The sequence below is a fragment of the Hyphomonas pacifica genome (genome assembly GCF_000682675.1).
Classification (GTDB): domain Bacteria; phylum Pseudomonadota; class Alphaproteobacteria; order Caulobacterales; family Hyphomonadaceae; genus Hyphomonas; species Hyphomonas pacifica.
This window is the reverse complement of the sequence record NZ_AWFA01000027.1, coordinates 15,808-34,204: the sequence shown is the minus strand read 5'-3', so window position 1 is coordinate 34,204 and position 18,397 is coordinate 15,808. Positions and strand designations below refer to the sequence as shown.

Genomic DNA, 18,397 nt, shown 5'->3' with positions numbered 1-18,397 from the left:
GGGCGCGCACCAAATGATGCGCGCCCGATAGTATAGCTGCTTTAGGTCAACTTACTCAGCACACTCCGCATCGCCGCTTGCGGGAGCAAAGTGAACATCCGCGATAGCCACACGGCCCGCCGTTTCAGAACTAAACGCAGCTGGCACCATCACCATGGACAAGTCGGACAAACCGATACAGGCACCGGGGACACGGTACTCTGCCCATTCACCTCCGCTCACCGTCACGCTTTGGCTGCCAGCGCATTCGCCGTCTTGCTGACAATTGCCGCTCACCGTCAGGTTATGGCTGCCACTGTCTGGTTGTTTCGCCGCAAAGACGAGATCCATGTCGACATCGGCTGAACCACTGATATTGATTGGCAGGCCCATCGAAACGAAGCCTAGTCGGCCCTGGCTGCCCTCACCCCAATTCAGGACAAGCGCGTCTTCCTGAATCTTATAATCGGCACGGCCGACTTCAAAACTTCCCACTTTCGCTGCGCCTTGCTGAAGCGGAACATATTCGTTTGCATCGACCAGCATGCCGCTCCAGCTGCCACGCGTCTTGCCGGAAGAGAAGATCTCGCGCGGGTCGCCATCCTTCAGGTCTTCCGCTGTCAGTCCAGACTCTTCAGAGACAAGACCGAGATTCGGCTCGTCATCGCCATAGCTAAGACCATAGCCGTAAGCGAACAGCGGATCATACCCCGCCTCACCCGGATTTGGCTGGTAGCCCTTAGCCTTGGCAGGCCATGAGAAAGACAGGCGGCCGGTAAAATCATACTCAGGCTCTGTCTGGAACAGCACATCAGCAACGCCGCCACCTTCCGTGCCTGGCCACCAAGCCGCAACGAAGGCATCGGAATTGTTTAGTTCCGGGTTTACCCAAAGCGGGCGGCCAGACAGGAACACGGAAACCACCGGAATGCCTTTGTCCTTGTAGGTTTTCAGGTGTTCCGTATCAAAACCATTCGGGCGAAAGTCCAGATTGTTCACGTCTCCCACGCCCTCGGCATAGGGGTTTTCACCATAGACCGCGATGACGACATCCGCCTTGGCGTCAGAATTGCCTTCCGGATCAAAGATCAGCTTTCCACCGCCAGGCAGAAGCGCCTCTTCGATGCCCTCAAGGATCGACTCGCCATTCGGGAAGTAGCTGTTGTCATAGCCGCCGCCCTGCCAAGAGAGCGTCCAGCCTCCAGCCGCCTTGGAAATGCTTTCCGCGCCATCCCCTATGACGAGCACAGTCTTGTCTCTGCTGAGTGGCAGTACATTGTCATCATTCTTCAGGAGTACGAGAGACTCGCGCACAGCACGGCGGGCCAGCGCCCGCGCTTCGTCAGAGGCCAGCAGACTCGCTTCATTTGCGCCAGGGCGCTCGCTCGGGGCGGCCTTGTCGAAGATGCCATAGGCCAGCTTCACGCGCAGAATGCGGCGCACGGCATCATCCAGACGCTCCATCGGAATATCGCCATTCTGAACGTGCATCAGCGTGGATTCGTAAATACCTTTCCAGCTGTCCGGCGCCATGTACATGTCGAGCCCGGCATTCATGGATTGGGGGCAATCCGTGTTCGTACAACCCGGCACCTGGCCATGACCGTTCCAGTCCCCGACGACAAAGCCGGTGAAGCCGAGACGGTCTTTCAGGATCTCGGTCAGCATGGCATGGCTGCCATGCATCTTCACGCCGTTCCAGCTGGAGAAGGATGACATCACGGTCTGCACACCGGCTTCAAGCGCGGTGAAATAGCCTTGCGCGTGAATGTCGATCAGTTCCTGCTCGCTGATCTGGGCGTCGCCCTGATCGTGGCCAGCCTTGGTGCCGCCATCAGCAACATAGTGCTTCGCACTTGAGATAACGCGACCATTGCCCAGGAAGTCGTCCTGTCCCGGAACGCCCTGCAGGCCATGTACAATGCGTTCGGCATAGGCGGCGACGATTTCCGGACGCTCGGAATACCCCTCATAGGTGCGGCCCCAGCGATCATCCTGCGGCGTGGCGATGGTGGGGGCGAATGTCCAGTCATGACCGGAAACGATCAGTTCCTGCGCCGTGATGCGGGCAATATCCTCGATCAGGTCCGGATCATTGGCGGCGCCAAGACCGATATTGTGAGGGAACACCGTCGCCCCGTACAGGTTTGCGTGCCCGTGCACGGCATCAATGCCCCAGATGATCGGGATGGCAATCTCGACGCCTTCAGGATCAATAGATGCATTCCAGTAGGCATCCGCCGCCTCCAGCCAGGCTTCCTTGCTGGCGAAGGGCTCGTCGCCCGGCGCAGAGCTGCCGCCGCTCAACACGGAACCGAGACGATACTTCTTCACATCTTCGGGCGTCAGGGAATCGGTGTCACCCTGCACCACCTGCCCGACTTTCTGCTCCAGCGTCATCTTCGACATGATGTCATCAATGCGCGCCTCAATGGCGGGGTCGAGCGCGGGCACCGTAATGTCCGGCCACAGGCTGGGCGTGACGGTGACGTCCTTCTCCGTCATGAGCGGTGCAGGCGCAGGCTTAACCGTTTCAACGATGGTCTCGGTAACCTCAACCTCTGCAGGCTCGGATGTGGTCGCGCAGGCGCTCAACAATGCAAGGCATGCCGCGCCGCCCATAAGCTTCAATATGGATGATTTTCGGGTCTTGATAGACATAACTTCCTCCCACGGAATTTTATGTAAAAAGCCCCCGCCGGTCTTCCGGCAGAGGCTTGAGAATTGCGGGCTTAGCCCTGCATGTCTTCGAGTTCGAGACCTTTGGTTTCCTTCACCGCCCAGACGACGAAGAAGACAGAGATCAGAGCGCAGATCGCGTAGAAGCCATAGGCTCCCGTCAGCCCCACGCCTGCTGTCGCCAGCATGATCGGGAAGGTCATCGTGATCGCGAAATTGGCAATCCACTGCGCAAATCCGGATACGGCCAGACCTGCTCCGCGCACCTGGTTCGGGAACATCTCGCCCAGCGCAACCCACATGACCGGGCCCCAGGATGCGTTGAAGAACATCACATACGCATTTGCCGCCAGAAGCGCGATCAGGCCGTAGCTGCCCGGCAGGCTAACCACACCGTCCACGCGTACAGCCTGCGAGAAGCAGAATGTCACAGTGGCCAGCGTCACTGTCATGCCGACAGAGCCAACCCATAGCAGCGGCTTGCGACCAATCCTGTCAATCAGCAACAAGGCAATGATCACGGCAATGATCGATACCGCACCCGAGATCACATTGATCAGAAGCGCGTCGCCTTCCGAGAAGCCAACCGCCTGCCACAGCACGGCGCCATAATAGAACACCACGTTGATACCAACGAGTTGCTGGAACACGGCCAAGCCGATACCGACCCAGACAATCGGGCGGAAGCCGAACTTGCCAAGTGCATCACGAATGGACGGCTTGTGGTCGTTGGCGAGGGATTCCTCAATCTCATCCACCTTGCGTTTTGCAGCACGCGCTCCGGCGAGACGTGTCAGCACAGACCGGGCACGCTCGGATGAGCCCTGCGCCACCAGAAAGCGCGGGCTTTCCGGAATGAACAGCAACGCGACCAGGAAGAAGATTGCCGGCAGAAGCTCTACCCAGAACATCCACCGCCAGCCCTCATAGCCAAGCAGCCATTCATTGAGGGCGGATCCGCCGGTTGCCTGCGCGATCAGATAGTTCGACAGGAACGCAATGAAGAGACCGGAAATGATGGCGACCTGCTGGATAGAGGAAAGCCGACCCCGATACTTGGCGGGGGCCACCTCTGAAATATAGGCCGGCGACATGACGCTCGCGGCACCGACAGCAAGGCCGCCAATCACGCGATAGACGACAAATTCCGCCGAGGAGCCTGACACGCCAGAGCCCCAGGCAGAGATGATAAAACAGATCGCAGCGGCGATCATCATTGTGCGGCGACCGAAGGCGTCAGACAGGCTGCCCGCAAGCGCTGCTCCGACAGCGCAGCCCAGCAGCATGGATGCAACGTTGAAGCCTGTGCCGATATCCTGAGACTGGAAGGCGGACTTCAGGCCTTCAACCGTACCGTTGATCACGCCCGAGTCGAAGCCGAACAGAAAACCGCCAATGGTCGCGACGGCGGTAATGAGAAGGACCTGCGCAAAGCTGCCCTCCCCGGATTCCACCTTTGGATTCAGTGATGCGTCGCTCATGCGCGCGCCCTCCCATGTTTGCAGTGACAGGTCAGTTCCTGCCACGTGTCGTTATAATCGATGCTATGCCCCATTTTGGATTTAAGAACTAGGACATCATGAGAAACCGTCTGTCAACGTTGACATTCTTGCTATTTCCTGAGTGCACCCTCAACCAAACGAAGCTTATGCTAGCGCAAACATAAACTGCCCGGCAACGGGCCGGGCAGTCCAGAGGAAAATTCTTCTCAGGCGCTTATTCTTCAGTTGAGCAGGTCTGGTTGTAGGCCGCGATGTCCTGGTTGAACTGTCGCACCGTGGCCTGCAGGGCCTGTTCGGACTGCATCAGTTTCTTCTTCCCGGCCTCGTAGGCTTGCTTGGCCTCATCTGCCTTGGCGGCATGTTTAGCCGATGCCAGGCGCAACGTTTCAGCATCTTCCCAGGCTTCACCGCGCGCCTCTACCGTGACCGCCAATTCATCCCGTTTGGCCTTCATCTCCTCGATCTCGGCCGTCTTCGGGGCGAGCGTTGCCTGCATCGCCTTGCAGCGTTTGATGTCCGCTGCCGTCATGGCATCCGCCATGGCGCCTTGGGCGGCCAGAGCAATAATCATAGCGGTCACGCAAGTCCTGATCATGGGAGGGCCTTTCTGCAAGTTACTGGTTTTCCTTGCATATTTCCACTGAAGCAAAGCTGAACAAGCCTGCCCACACACTGCCTCATTTGCCCCTTAGTCGCCGCGTTCCTGCGCTTCGCGCCGGCGACTGGCAAGCACGGCGTCGATGATCTGGAACATGGCAGCAAAATCATTCAGCAGCTCTTTGACGCGATCCACACTGTCGAAGGGTTTGAACATGCTGCCGGGCTCAAACAGGTTGCCCCCTTCCAGCGTAATATACATCTGGCCTTCATTGAACGCGCACTTCAAACGCCCACCATGGAAGGCCTCTTCCAGATCGACGAGTTTCTGCATCAGGTCCGGCGTCAGCAGGAATCGGCTCTCGACCTGGTCTGTGGTGTAGACTTCAAAAATCTTTTCGAATCTTGGGTCTTCTAGACTCGCACGCCGCAACCCGTTGCCGCCGCCGAATCGATTGAAGATACCAGCATCGCGCGTCACCAGCGTACGTCCATAGAATTTTTTCGGGAAATCAAACCTTAGACACTGCCCCTGAAAGACAGTGACCCAGGTCGTTTTGGTGCGGCCTTTGGAATCGGTGCTTGTGCGGCGCTCTTCCAGATGCGCTTCGAAGAGTTCGAAATCGACGCCATGACGTTGGCCGGTCAGATGATCCTCATAGCTGGCCCTGTCCCAGCTGGGCACGATGCCGACATCATGGTGCTTGTAGATCGTATCGACTGCGCCCGGGACGGCGATGAAGTTGAGCCCAAGATGCTGCGCCACCGGCAAAACGATCAGATCCTTGGCCTCACGCCCCACTTTCCGGACATCCCGCCCGCCCCAATAGAGATAGCCCACACCGACGATAACAGAGATGAATGCCACAAAAGGCTGGCGAATAACGGCCAGCCCGATCACGACGCCCAAGACAGCTACAGCAATGCCGACATAACGCGCCTTGCGGGCCTTTGAGACCGCGTCCTGACGGTCTCCCTCACGCGCCAGCAGGGCGGGGCGGATCTCCTCCTGATAGATGCGCGGAAAGTCCCGGAACTCCTCGGGCAGGTCTTTCAGGCCATTGACCACATCCGGGTCCAGCCCGCCTGCCCCCATATCTGTTTGCTTATCCGTCATGCAGAGTTTCCCCGATCCGTTTCAGCCCGCAAAGGGCTTTATTCGTCACCATAAATGGCGATTTGGCTACCGGTCGCGTCAATCATGCCGCGATACATGCCTTCGGAATTGAATTCGAAGGCATAATGTCCGTCTCCATCTATCACAATCACGCCGCCATCGCCGCCCAGTGCAGCCACCTCGCCGAGCGCGACACGCGCCGCCTCATCAATGCTGTCGCCAGCCAGTTTGACCCGGTCGCAGATTGTCTTCGCCACGCCGACGCGGATGAAGTATTCGCCATGCCCGGTGGCAGAGACAGCGCAGACGCCATTCTCGGCATAGGTCGCCGCGCCGATCAGGGGCGAATCGCCGACACGGCCCATGGCCTTCGCGGTCATGCCGCCGGTCGTGGTCGCCGCGGCAAGATTACCCTCGGAATCGATGGCGACAGCGCCGACCGTGCCATGGCGATCTGCAGCCTGGCGGACCTGCTCTTCCAGTACGCGCTCAAGCGACTGGCGGCGACGATCGGTGTCGAAATAGGAATTGTCGACAATTTCCAGCTGCTGTGACTCGGCAAAGCGGTCTGCGCCCTCCCCGGCGAACATGACATGCTCCGATTTGTCCATAACAGCGCGCGCCGCCTTGATCGGGTTCTTTACGCGGGTCACGCCGGTGACAGCGCCGGCATTTCTGTCGCGACCATCCATGATTGAGGCATCCAGCTCATGCACCCCTGCCGCCGTGAATACTGCGCCATAGCCCGCATTGAACAGCGGATCATTTTCCATCGGGATGACCGCCGCCTCGACCGCATCCAGCGCACTACCGCCATTGCGCAGCACATCTGCCCCGGCTTCCAGCGCGGTTTGCAGGGCGGAAGTATAGGCCGCTTCCGTTTCCGGCGTCATGCCGTCACGCGTGATGACGCCAGCCCCGCCATGGATCACCAGCCGCCACTCAGGCACGTCCACCTCCGGCTTCGGGGTTGTGGCACAGGCACTTAGCGCAGCCGCCGCAGCGATTGCGAAAATACGAAGGATCATATGGGAGGCTCCTGTTCATTTGACGACAGGATGCCCCCATTGATCAGAGACCTTCAAGCCCCTTGCGGGCCGCTTGCAGTTTTTCCCGGCGCGCCGTCCAATCACGGACACGCTCGCGGTTCTCTTCAACGATCTCTTCCGGCGCCCGGGAGACGAAATTCTCATTGGAGAGCTTCTTCTCGGTGGACGTGATGTCCTTGTCGAGCTGGCCGAGTTCCTTGTCGAGGCGCTTGCGGACTTCTTCGATGTCTACAAAGTCAGCAATCGAGAGAGCGGACACGGTCTCACCAACGACAACCGAGACTGCGCCTTCCGGAGAAGTTTCCGTCATGGAGATGTCTTCCAGACGCGCCAGGCGCTTCAGGACATCTTCATGGCGCATGGCCCTTTGCTCTATCTCGGAGCCTGCATTGACCAGCGTCAAAGGCACGCGGGAGCCTGCCGGCACGCCCAGATCATTCCGCAGGGAGCGGATCTCGGTGATCATGTCGATCACCCAGTCGATCTCGGCCGTTGCAGCTTCATCCGTGAACGGCTCACCGGCCGGCCAGCTCTGACTCATCAGGAAGCCCTTGCTCGCGGCTCGGCCCGGAGAGCGGCGCTCCCACAGCTCTTCCGTCACAAATGGCATGAAGGGATGCAACAGCTTCAGCGTCTCATCCAGCACATAGCCACAGACAGCGCGGGTTTCCTGCTTGTCGGTATCGTCCATGCCGGCCAGCAGCGGCTTGATGAGCTCAAGATACCAGTCACAAAGCGTGTTCCAGATGAATTTGTAGAGCGCGTCCGAAGCCTCGTTGAAGCGATAGTCTTCCAGGCCGCGCGTCACATCTGCCGCGCATTGGGACAACTCGCTGAGGATCCAGCGGTTCACCGGGCTTTTCACCGCGGCATAATCCATCTCGCCCGGTGCGCCGCATTCATTCATCTCGGCAAAGCGGGCCGCGTTCCACAGCTTGGTGGCGAAGTTGCGATAACCTTCCACGCGCTGTTTCGACAAGCGGATGTTGCGCCCCTGCGCAGCCATCGCCGTCATGGTAAAGCGCAGCGCGTCAGCGCCGTATTCATCCACCAGTTCCAGCGGGTCCATGGCATTGCCCTTGGACTTGGACATCTTCTGGCCCTTCTCGTCCAGCACGAGCGCGTGGATGTAGACGTCCGGGAACGGAACTTCACCCATGAATTCGATACCCATCATCATCATCCGGGCAACCCAGAAGAAGATGATGTCGAACGCGGTGATCAGCGTCGCCGTCGGATAGAAGGTTTCCAGTTCCGGCGTCTTGTCCGGCCAGCCCATGGTCGTGAACGGCCACAGCGCGGAAGAGAACCAGGTGTCGAGAACGTCTTCGTCCTGAACCAGTTTCTTGCCCTTGCCCGCCTCGGCCTCCGCCTCTTCCTCAGAGTACGCAACATAGACATTGCCATCTTCGTCATACCAAGCCGGGATCCGATGCCCCCACCAGAGCTGGCGGGAGACGCACCAGGGCTGGATGTTGTCCATCCAGTTGTAATAGGTCTTTTCCCAGTTCTCGGGCACGAACCGGGTCTTGCCGGTTTTCACCGCTTCAATGGCCGGCTGCGCCATCGTCTTGGCGTCGACATACCATTGATCCGTCATCCACGGCTCGATGACCACGTTGGAGCGATCGCCAAAGGGCTGCTCAATCTTCAGGTCTTCGATTTCCTGCAGCAATTCAGCCGCCTCAAAGGCTTCGACCACCTTCTTGCGCGCCTTGAACCGGTCGAGGCCACGATAGTCTGCCGGGATTCCAGCCGCATCCGCCTCGGCCCCGTCCACAATGGCGGCAACAGAGTTCAGAATGTTCAGCGGCGTATGGCCCGCGCGCTTGCCGACTTCAAAGTCGTTGAAGTCGTGCGCCGGGGTAATTTTCACAGCGCCGGAGCCCTTTTCCGGGTCCGCATAGTCATCGGCAATGATCGGCACGCGGCGGCCAACAATGGGCAGCTCAACGAACTTGCCGATCAGGCCAGCATAGCGCGGGTCTTCCGGGTGTACGGCCACGCCGGTATCGCCCAGCATGGTTTCCGGGCGGGAAGTTGCGACCACGATATAATCGCGCGTCTCGGTGCCCGTGACATTGCCCTCTTCATCCTTGATCGGATGCTCATAGGTAACGCCATCGGCCAGCGGATAGCGCAGATGCCAGTAATGGCCCGGCACTTCGCGCTGGTCGACTTCGAGGTCTGAAATCGCCGTCTGGAAGTGCGGATCCCAGTTCACGAGGCGCTTGTCGCGATAGATCAGGCCCTTCTTGTAGAGCTCGACAAACACCTTGGTTACGGCACGCATCATGTTGTTGTCGGGGTCGTTCCGGTCGCCCATCGTGAAGGCTTCGCGCGACCAGTCGCAAGACGCGCCAAGGCGCTTCAGCTGGCCGACAATCGCGCCGCCGGATTCCTCACGCCATGCCCAGACGCGGTCCACAAAGGCGTCGCGGCCCATGGAGCGGCGGTCCTGATTGCCTTCTTCGGCCAGCTTGCGCTCGACGACCATTTGCGTCGCAATGCCGGCATGGTCCGTTCCAGGCTGCCAGAGCACATTCTTGCCGCGCATCCGCTCAAACCGGATCAGCAGATCCTGCAGCGTATTGTTCAGCGCGTGGCCCATATGCAGCACGCCGGTCACGTTTGGTGGCGGGATGACGATGGAATAGGCCTGCGCAGAGGTGTCGCCGGATGGCTTGAAGCATCCGGACTCTTCCCAGGCCTTGTACAGGCGCGGTTCGGCTTCGGCGGGATCAAATCTTTGGTCGAGCATCGTTTCAGGCGTATTCCAGTGTAAAAGAAAAGGCGCGCCGGTTAAGGCGCGCCCTTCCCTATAACGTTTTTATCAGGGGAGGCTAGCGCGCCATGCGGGCAATGCGCTGTACTTCTGCTTCTACCTTCTCTTCAACGATGCTCGGCAGGTTGGCATCCAGCCACTCTTTGATCATCGGCTTGAGCAGCTCGCGGACCAGGCCTTCGAGCGTATTGTCGCTGCCAATGTCCATTTTGGAGATGAGTTTGCCGAGCGCGCCAGCCGCTGCATCAGCGGTTTGGTCATCGGTCAGAACGGTTTGCTGGTAACGAGCGGTGGCCGCCATGTCTTTCTCCAAGGATACGGGCTCCGGCATGTCAGCCGGGGCAGCGTTTTCAGGTTCAAGTGCAGTTTCGATCTCCGGCTCGAAAGCCGTTTCTTCCGGAATGGAGGTGACTTCCTTCAACAGGTTCAACACCTCTGCATCAGGCTCGGGCTCGGACTTGGCCTGGGCTTTGGCCTCTTCGCTAATGGCACGCGCCGTGCCGAGCATGTCTTCAAAGCTGGGGCTGGCCTCAGATGTCTCGTCTTCCTCGGAGTCGAAACTCTCAAAGCTTTCAATATCCGCCTCGAAGGCTTCCTCTTCGCCAAACATCACGTCATCCAGCTCCTGATCCGCTTCGGCCAGATCCAGGCTTTCAAAGGCGTCTTCCTCGGTCACGTCTTCGGTCGATTCGTCTTGAGTCTGCGCAACAGCAGGAGCCGGGGTGACATCATCATCAGAAATGATCTTGCGGATCGACGCCAGGATTTCCTCCATCGTCGGTTCCTTGTGCGCTTCATTGGCCATCAGTACGCCCCTTGATGTTTTCCCGTGCGAATCTTCATCCCTTAACGGCTAAGGGAATAGTATTAACAACCATTTAGCATTGTTAACCCGAGTCGAGGCCTGCGTCCGCGTTTCAGAGCAATTCCGGTGACAATTGCCCGGTCGCCCGAAGCAGGTTGAACGCGGCAACATAGGCGTCGCGTTCAGCTTCCACCAACGCCAGGCGCGCCTCAAACAATTGCTGTTCCTGGTCCAGCACGTCCAGCGTGGTGCGGACACCGACAGCCAGTTCTTCCTTCGCGCCATCGTAGGCAATTTCTGCCGCCTCTACCTGACGACGTGAGGCCTCAATGGAACGCAGGGAAGCCTCATGCAAATACCAGGACTGGGCCACTTGCGCGCGAATTTGGCGCTGTAGCGTGTCGATCTGCTGACGTGCCTGAGAGCGCTGCAGCTTGGCAGAGCGCACCTGGCTCTTGATAAGACCGCCGGAGAGGAGCGGAATTTTGCCCTGCGCAACAGCAGACACGGTCGTATCGCGCTGGGTGATGTCATTATAGGTTTCCTGAACAGAGGCTGTACCGACGATGCTCACCTGCGGCTTGTACTGGCCGCGCGCCACCTCAATGGCTTCGGACGCAGCGCGTTCAGAATACCGCGCAGCAACAAGATCCGGATTGTTGTCGAGAGCGATCTGTACAGCCTGCTCCAAGCTTTCCGGCAGACTCGGCACCGGCGGTGGCGGAACTAGATCGCCCGGCGCATTGCCGGTTAGTAATTCGTAATTCGCAATGCTGCCCTCAAGCGCCGCCTGTGCACCGGCCAGAGAGGCCCGCGCACCTTCAAGACGCGCCTGTGAGAGGGAGACGTCTGTGCGAGTCACAACGCCCACATCAAAACGATCATTCGCTGCACGCACCTGCTCGCCCGTTACCTCGACATTGTTTTGGCGAATGGCAACGGCTTCGAGATCGCGGCGGACATCCATATAGGCGGTGACGACCTGAAGCGTCAGATCCTGCAGCGCCGAATCATACTGCGCTTCCGCAGCGCTGACACCGGCGGTCGCCTGGCGAATGCCAGCACGGACGCGACCGCCTGTATAGATCGGCTTGGATGCCTGCACCTGCGCATTCGCGATCGTGCGATCGCCAGTATAGCCCGGAAATGCTGCCAGGGGTGAATTGGTATCGACATATTCATACCCGGCACTGCCGGAAAGATTGACCGACGCATTACCCTGCGCACGCGCCTGAGCGACATTCTCCTTGGCAATATCCGTTTCGACGCGCTGGGCCTCAAGCCCCGGATTGGTCAGCCGCGCCGCAGCGACCGCATCAGACAGGGTCTCGGCATGGGCAGTCAGCGGCCCCGCCATCATCAATGCAACCGTGGAAACCGTTAGGAAATGGCGGAATTTCATGGGTGACTCCTTAAGAGACCAGTCTAACTGGTCCCCTATATAGAGACCCGTTAGCCAAGAGTGAACAGTGTTCACTTTTCGGGAGTCTTAATGCCGCATGCTCGCGGCACAAGAAACTAGAAAACGAAGGCTTTTTTCTTGTCGAACTGGCTGAATCTCGGCGGGAAAGCATCAAACCCTTCGCGCGCAGAGACCGTTTCGCCCGCCCGCGTGAACACTTTACCCCGGCCAAGGCCCTCGCCCTTCATCTCAACCAATGCCATACGGCCACCTTCACCCAACTGGTTCGCCCAGGCTTCTGGTACGGTCTCGACCATGCCGCAGACATAGATGACATCAAACGGTGCCTGGTCTGGCAGGCCTTCAGCCAGTTTGCCTTCAACCGCGACAGCCTGATCAATGCCGAGTGCAGCGAATCGTTCAGACATGGCGTCGACAAGCGCCGCATCTTCTTCAAGCGCAATGACTGTTTCCGCCAGACGGCTGATCAGAGCGACTTCGTAACCAGCACCCGCACCGATGACGAGGACAATGTCCGTCGGCTTGATGTCGGCCAGCTTGACCAGTTTGGCTGTATCGCGCGGGGTCCAGAGGGCGCGGCCCTCGGATGTCGCGATTTCCATTTCGGAATAGGCAACTGACTTGCGCGAGCTTGGTACAAAGGCCTCACGCGGCGTTCTGAGGAAAGCTGACACGATTTCCGGGTCCGAAACGTCATTCGGGCGAATCTGGCTATCGACCATGATTTCGCGGGCAAGCTCGTAATTCATCTCGAATTCCCTTTCGGGCTAGGTCATTAGAGGGTCTTGAGATGCCCTTTATCATGGGTTTCGGGCGGTGCAATGCGTGATAAACGCACGCTGCCTGAAAAGGACAGATTGCAACGCGTGAAGTTCATTGCTAGTGACGCGCCTTCTGGTTGCTGGCTCTGTGGCGGAGTGGTGACGCAGCGGATTGCAAATCCGTGTACGCCGGTTCGATTCCGGCCGGAGCCTCCAGAACCTTTCCGAACATCCCGGAGACGACTCACCACCCACCGCTTTCCAGCGGCGGGGCGTCTCTGCGCGATGTCATGATTTCCCAATGGTAAATACAGTTTCGGCAATTTTCAGGCCCACGTTCGCAAACCGTTTACAGCCCGTTAACCAATTTGGGCGATGTTGATCCTGTCTTCTCTTGGAGACACCCACCATCACCCAACGCCTCGGCGGGAGCTTCATGTCTCCCGCCTTTTTTTTGCGAAAACTGCAGGTTTTTGTCAGTCGAGAGCAGATCGGGGCTTGCACCCAAAATCGGGTCTGCTATTCACCCGTCTCCAGCTGTTCCGCGATAGCTCAGTTGGTAGAGCAGGCGACTGTTAATCGCCCGGTCGTAGGTTCGAGTCCTACTCGCGGAGCCACTTTTCCCATAGCATTCAGACACATTCCAGCATCCTTGCATGCCATGCTTACGGCTACGCGGAGGGACCTTCATTTGCTGAACTGCCGAATCGCCTTGGCGCGAGTCTTGTATGCCTGCGTTCGTCGCCCACGCTCTACCCGAAGAGGCGAGCCCAAAGGTGAATCATCATCCAGAGACTTCCGCAAAGGGCTGCACCGGCCAGCATCAGAATAACCCCGTCCCGAGCCGTCAGCGCCAAGCCAAACAGCAGAACAGTCAGCGACGGCAAGACCGGGCCAAAGGGTATCAGCCCCAAAGGAAAGGTGACCAGCGCGGCACCGATACAAACCAGCGCCACCAGTTGTACGAAAGGCGGCTCTGTCAGAATCGCAAAGCGCGGTCTCAGAAACCGGTCGATCTGGCAGACATAGGGGTCAGCGATCTCTATTCCCTGGATCAGGGCTGAGCGGGGAAACTCGAAATTCAGGACCCGGGAGGGCAACCATGGATACTTCTTGCCGAACAGGATCTGCCCGGCCATCAGCAGGATGATCAGCGCGACAAGCCAGTTTGCGCCGGGAATGATTGTCAGCGGGCTGAGCGCAATAAAGCCCAGCAAAAGCAGAATGGGGCCGTAAGATCGCCGCCCGACCGCATTGAGCATAGCCTCGACACTCACCTTGTCGCCGGAAGTGCGATCTTCCAGGCTTCTCAGAAGCGTGCCGAGATTATTGACTCGCGCCATCAGCACTCCACGACGTTAACGGCAAGACCACCCTGACTGGTTTCCTTGTATTTGGAGGACATGTCGAGCCCCGTCTGCCGCATGGTCTCGATCACCTGATCCAGAGACACGCGCGAATGGCCTGTCGCATGAAGGGACAGCCGCGCTGCATTCACCGCTTTCACCGCGCCAATCGCATTGCGCTCGATGCAGGGGATCTGCACGAGTCCGCCGACCGGGTCGCAGGTCAGGCCCAGATTGTGCTCCATGCCGATCTCGGCCGCATTCGTCACTTGCTGAGGGGTTGCGCCCCACACCGCCGCCAGGCCAGCTGCCGCCATGGAACAGGCCACGCCGACCTCTCCCTGGCAGCCCATCTCTGCACCGGAAATCGACGCGCGCTGCTTGTAGAGAATGCCCACAGCCCCGGCCGTCAGCAGGAAAGTCCGCATACGCGCGGTACGGTCTTCTGTGTCTGCACAATAATGACGAATAACGGATGGAATAATCCCGGCAGCCCCATTGGTCGGCGCCGTCACCACCTGCCCGCCGGACGCGTTCTCCTCATTCACCGCCATTGCATAGACGTTCAGCCAGTCGAACAATTGCTCACGTTCATTGTCTCCGCTGCCGCTGACCAGCTTGGTCCACAGTCCCGGTGCCCTGCGTTTTACCTTCAGGCCCCCCGGTAGCTCTCCCTCACGGGACAGTCCGCGTTCAATACAGCCCAGCATGACCTCGGCAATCCGGTCCAGCGCGCTCAGCGTTTCCTCGCGGGCGCGCATGGCGTCTTCATTGGCCAGCGTGATCTCCTGAATGCTCATCCCCTCATGAGCACACATTGCCAACAATTCCGCGGCAGACGTATAGGCAAACGGTACGCTGGGGCCGGTCGGCACAAGATCATCCTCCAGCGGGCGTTCCAGCTGCTTTTGCGATGCGATGAAGCCGCCACCCGTGGAATACCAGGTCTCGTCCGCCAGAACGCTGCTGTCCTCGGAAAATGCTTTCAGGCGCATCCCATTGGGGTGCAGCTCCGGGATAACCTCATAGGCCATCAAGATGTCACGTTCGGGGTCGAAGGCGATATCACGCTCTCCCGCGAGTTTGATGCGCTTTGTCTTGCGAATCTTTGCTTCGCTGGCCTCCGCTTCATCGGGGTCCAGTGTCTCGGGCTCAAACCCAGCCAGGCCCAGAAGCACGGCCTTTGGCGTCGCGTGTCCCGCCCCGGTCAGGGCCAGCGAGCCTTGCAGCTCCACCTCGACGCGCTCAATATCGCCAAGGCCGCCCCGGTCGCGCAGGGCAGAGATAAACCGCCCGGCAATCCGAATGGGTCCCACAGTGTGAGAACTAGAAGGTCCAATACCAACGCGAAAGAGATCAAGAACAGAAAGCATGCAAACCCGTCAGTCATTTAAATGATGGAATCGAAACAGGACTGTTTCGTATAAGACAGATAACGATGTGTCAGCTGCAGGTCACGTCATGGCTATACAGCCAGTCATTCCGGGAATGCACAAAGCCCTTCATCGTTCGCCCCGCAATCCACATCGGCCCATAGGTGGACATCTGAGTGAACGGATTGCGACGGTGGAACAAACGTGCATTGGCGCGCGCCCCGGCCTGCACACGGCTGGTGCGGGGCTTGCGTGCGGCCTCATAGGCCTTGAGCGCTGCTTCAGGCGTTGCCTCGCGTGACAGCTGCTGCGCCAGTACATAGGCGTCCTCAATTGCCATCACCGCGCCCTGCGCTAGGAAAGGCAGCATCGGATGACAGGCATCGCCCAGCAGCGTCACCCGCCCATCACACCAGCGCGGCAGCTCATCCCGGTCATACAGCGCCCAGCGATGAAGCACATCTGCCTTTTCGATGATCGCAGTGACATCTGAACTCCAGCCCTGAAAGTCTCTCACCGCATCCTCGCGAGAGCCTTCCGCGGTCCAGGATTCGACATGCTGTTCCTTGCGCTCCACCACGCCGACGAAGTTCGCCAGCGATCCACCGCGCAAAAGGTACGTTACCGCATGTCGGCGAGAGCCAACCCATACGCTGGCGGTCGGCGGCGGGGCATGATCCCCCAGACATGCCACGGGAGCGACGGCCCGCCAGGCAGTCATACCGGTATAGCGCGGCGCATCGGGCCCCAGCATCTGTGCGCGGATCAGGGAATGGATGCCATCAGCGCCGACCAGCACATCGCCTTCAAATACGTCGCCAGACTGCAGCTGCAACCGCACACCTTTGTCGTCCTGACTATAGGAAGCCGCCTTGCAGCCAAGATGGATACTATCTGGCTGACGTTCCAGCAGCACCTCTTTCAGTGCCTCCACCATATCTGCTCGGTGGACATGCAGGTAATCCGCGCCCCAGCGATTGATCGCGGTCTTGCGAAGCGGAATGTCGAACAGGAGCCGACCACTGCGGCCCATACGCATCTCAAGCGCCTTGGGGCGGAATGCATTGCGGGAAACCCGCGCTTCAACGCCCAGTGCCTTCAACACTTTCACGCCATTCGGGCTGACCTGAATGCCTGCGCCAACTTCATCCAGCACGCCTGCCTGCTCAAACACCATAACCTCATGGCCCAGGCGTTGAAGCGCAATTGCTGCTGTCAGCCCCCCTATGCCTCCGCCTGCTATCAGGACACGCATCAGGAAACCTCACTTAATCGCAAAAAGCCTATTTGGCGCTGGAAGGGTCTTCCCGGCCACCGATCAGAACGAAGCGCCGGTCGCAGTATTTGCACTCGACGAAATCTTCATCGCCCATTTCATACCAGACGCGCGGATGGCCCAGCGCACCACCACCCCCATTGCAGGAAACCTTGCGGCTGGTCACCATGGAGACTTCCGGCGGATCAAACACATCGCGTTTAGTGGACATGACTTGTCTTTCCATCTGCAATTTCTGCGGCACCGGTTGCCCATAGTGCTACTCGACCCTACCTAGATTGCGCCGCCGTAAGGTGCAAGATCGTATGGACAGAGTGAAAAGGCCCAGCATGTCATCCACGAAAACGGCCCCCGACTTCGCCATTAAAGTCTCAAATCTCCAAAAAACCTACAAAGCCTCGGGAAAGATGCCCGAAAAGCATGCCTTGAAGGGGATAAATCTGGAGGTTCCGAGAGGGTCGATCTTCGGATTGCTCGGACCAAATGGCGCAGGTAAATCCACTTTTATCAACATTCTGGCTGGTCTGGTGAACAAGACGTCAGGCACGGCCAGCATCTGGGGACTCGATATTGACGAGTATCCCCGCCAGAGCCGCGCAGCCATCGGTGTTGTGAACCAGGAGATCGTCGCAGACCCCTTCTTCACCCCGCTGGAAATGCTGGAATTGATGGCCGGTTTCTATGGCGTGCCGAAATCAGAGCGTCGCAGCCTAGAGATTCTCACGGCTGTCGGCCTAGACGACAAGAAAGACGCCTATGTGCGCCAACTGTCCGGCGGCATGAAGCGCCGCCTTATGGTGGCAAAAGCCCTTGTCCACAATCCACCCGTCCTAATCCTGGACGAACCGACCGCCGGTGTAGATGTCGAATTGCGCCGTTCGATGTGGGAATATGTGCAGGAACTGCACGCAAATGGCACGACAATCATTCTGACGACGCACTATCTGGAAGAAGCCGAAGAGCTTTGCGATACCATCGCCATTGTGAACCATGGGGAGATTGTCGCCTGCGAATCGACGCCCAAGCTGCTGTCGCGCCTCGATTACAAGACGCTGGTCATCACCCCGCGTGAACCTCTAGCAGCCGTGCCGGATGCCCTGGCAGGCATGGATGCCTCGATCACGCCATCAGGCGATCTGGCCATCACCTTCCGCACCAGCGAGACTGGCATTGGCCGCCTTCTGGAACTGGTCCGCTCCAACGGTATCAGCGTGGCAGACCTGGAAACAAAGGCACCGGACCTCGAAGACGTCTTCATCTCGCTGACCAGCGAACCCGCCTAAAAAAACGCCGGCGATCTCTCGCCGGCGTTTTTTATCTCTTTCACGGCAGATGCGGATCAGACGCTCTGCTTGATCCAGTCGGCAATCGCCTGCTTGCTCATCGCGCCCAGATGCGTCGCAGCAACCTTGCCATCCTTGAACATCACCAGCGTCGGCAAACCGCGCACGCCATATTTAGATGGGGCAATCGGGTTTTCGTCGACATTGATCTTGGCGACCTTCACCTTGCCGTCGAGTTCGTCGGACACCGCCTCGATATGGGGCGACATTTGCTTACATGGGCCGCACCATTCCGCCCAGAAGTCCACTACGACGGGCACATCGGAAGAGCCGATCACGCCGTCAAAATCATCGTCTGTTACATTGATCGCAGCCATTGCGGGAATCCTCAGTTTTTCGTTTTGCCTGAATGATACATAGAG

Annotated in this window: 15 protein-coding genes and 2 tRNA genes; 3 read left to right on the top strand and 14 right to left on the bottom strand. The window is 58.7% G+C overall.

The window, feature by feature from the left end:
- Window positions 1-51: 51 nt before the first annotated feature.
- The 9 genes from HY2_RS09860 to HY2_RS09820 all read right to left on the bottom strand — a co-directional run bounded on the left by HY2_RS09860 (window position 52) and on the right by HY2_RS09820 (window position 12,685).
- The gene (locus HY2_RS09860) at window positions 52-2,640 is read right to left on the bottom strand and encodes a glycoside hydrolase family 3 protein (RefSeq protein ID WP_233346225.1); all 2,589 of its coding nucleotides are present in this window, start codon (window positions 2,638-2,640) and stop codon (window positions 52-54) included.
- Window positions 2,641-2,711: 71 nt separating this feature from the next.
- Window positions 2,712-4,139: a sugar porter family MFS transporter gene (locus HY2_RS09855; RefSeq protein ID WP_051594898.1), complete on the bottom strand. Its 1,428-nt coding sequence runs from the start codon at window positions 4,137-4,139 to the stop codon at window positions 2,712-2,714.
- 235 nt (window positions 4,140-4,374) lie between these two features.
- Window positions 4,375-4,740, bottom strand: a complete 366-nt coding sequence (locus HY2_RS09850) for a hypothetical protein (RefSeq protein ID WP_146617193.1) — start codon at window positions 4,738-4,740, stop codon at window positions 4,375-4,377.
- A gap of 108 nt (window positions 4,741-4,848) precedes the next feature.
- Window positions 4,849-5,874 (bottom strand): DUF3137 domain-containing protein, encoded by a 1,026-nt coding sequence (locus HY2_RS09845; protein WP_051594897.1) that lies wholly within the window; start codon window positions 5,872-5,874, stop codon window positions 4,849-4,851.
- Between the two features lie 38 nt (window positions 5,875-5,912).
- Window positions 5,913-6,902: an isoaspartyl peptidase/L-asparaginase family protein gene (locus HY2_RS09840; protein ID WP_034827162.1), complete on the bottom strand. Its 990-nt coding sequence runs from the start codon at window positions 6,900-6,902 to the stop codon at window positions 5,913-5,915.
- A 43-nt stretch (window positions 6,903-6,945) separates the two neighbouring features.
- The gene (locus HY2_RS09835) at window positions 6,946-9,684 is read right to left on the bottom strand and encodes a valine--tRNA ligase (RefSeq protein ID WP_034827160.1); all 2,739 of its coding nucleotides are present in this window, start codon (window positions 9,682-9,684) and stop codon (window positions 6,946-6,948) included.
- Between the two features lie 82 nt (window positions 9,685-9,766).
- On the bottom strand, window positions 9,767-10,513 hold the full coding sequence (locus HY2_RS09830; protein WP_051594896.1) for a DUF2497 domain-containing protein: 747 nt from the start codon (window positions 10,511-10,513) through the stop codon (window positions 9,767-9,769).
- 112 nt (window positions 10,514-10,625) lie between these two features.
- Window positions 10,626-11,915: a TolC family outer membrane protein gene (locus HY2_RS09825; protein ID WP_034827174.1), complete on the bottom strand. Its 1,290-nt coding sequence runs from the start codon at window positions 11,913-11,915 to the stop codon at window positions 10,626-10,628.
- Window positions 11,916-12,031: 116 nt separating this feature from the next.
- A complete protein-coding gene (locus HY2_RS09820; RefSeq protein ID WP_034827156.1) occupies window positions 12,032-12,685 on the bottom strand; it encodes a protein-L-isoaspartate O-methyltransferase family protein in 654 nt (217 codons plus the stop codon).
- 154 nt (window positions 12,686-12,839) lie between these two features.
- Here HY2_RS09820 and HY2_RS09815 point away from each other — a divergent pair.
- A tRNA-Cys gene (locus HY2_RS09815) sits at window positions 12,840-12,913 on the top strand.
- 325 nt (window positions 12,914-13,238) lie between these two features.
- Window positions 13,239-13,314, top strand: a tRNA-Asn gene (locus HY2_RS09810).
- Between the two features lie 135 nt (window positions 13,315-13,449).
- Here the strand turns inward: HY2_RS09810 and HY2_RS09805 are convergent.
- The 4 genes from HY2_RS09805 to HY2_RS09790 all read right to left on the bottom strand — a co-directional run bounded on the left by HY2_RS09805 (window position 13,450) and on the right by HY2_RS09790 (window position 16,903).
- Window positions 13,450-14,040 carry an exopolysaccharide biosynthesis protein gene (locus HY2_RS09805; protein WP_034827154.1) on the bottom strand — a complete coding sequence of 197 codons (591 nt, stop codon included), beginning with the start codon at window positions 14,038-14,040 and terminating at the stop codon, window positions 13,450-13,452.
- Window positions 14,040-15,416, bottom strand: coding sequence for an L-serine ammonia-lyase (locus HY2_RS09800; protein WP_034827152.1), 1,377 nt, complete (start codon window positions 15,414-15,416; stop codon window positions 14,040-14,042). Before HY2_RS09800 ends, HY2_RS09805 begins: the two co-directional genes overlap by 1 nt.
- 70 nt (window positions 15,417-15,486) lie before the next feature.
- Complete coding sequence (locus HY2_RS09795) at window positions 15,487-16,671, bottom strand: FAD-dependent monooxygenase (protein WP_034827150.1); 1,185 nt, start codon at window positions 16,669-16,671, stop codon at window positions 15,487-15,489.
- 28 nt (window positions 16,672-16,699) lie between these two features.
- Window positions 16,700-16,903 (bottom strand): zinc-finger domain-containing protein, encoded by a 204-nt coding sequence (locus tag HY2_RS09790; RefSeq protein WP_034827173.1) that lies wholly within the window; start codon window positions 16,901-16,903, stop codon window positions 16,700-16,702.
- A gap of 118 nt (window positions 16,904-17,021) precedes the next feature.
- On the opposite strand from HY2_RS09790, the gene HY2_RS09785 reads away from it, so the two are divergent.
- On the top strand, window positions 17,022-17,975 hold the full coding sequence (locus HY2_RS09785; protein ID WP_034827148.1) for an ABC transporter ATP-binding protein: 954 nt from the start codon (window positions 17,022-17,024) through the stop codon (window positions 17,973-17,975).
- 56 nt (window positions 17,976-18,031) lie between these two features.
- Here the strand turns inward: HY2_RS09785 and trxA are convergent, their stop codons facing one another.
- Entirely contained in the window at window positions 18,032-18,352 is a 321-nt protein-coding gene (trxA, locus tag HY2_RS09780) for a thioredoxin (protein ID WP_034790016.1), read from the bottom strand.
- Window positions 18,353-18,397 lie beyond the last annotated feature (45 nt).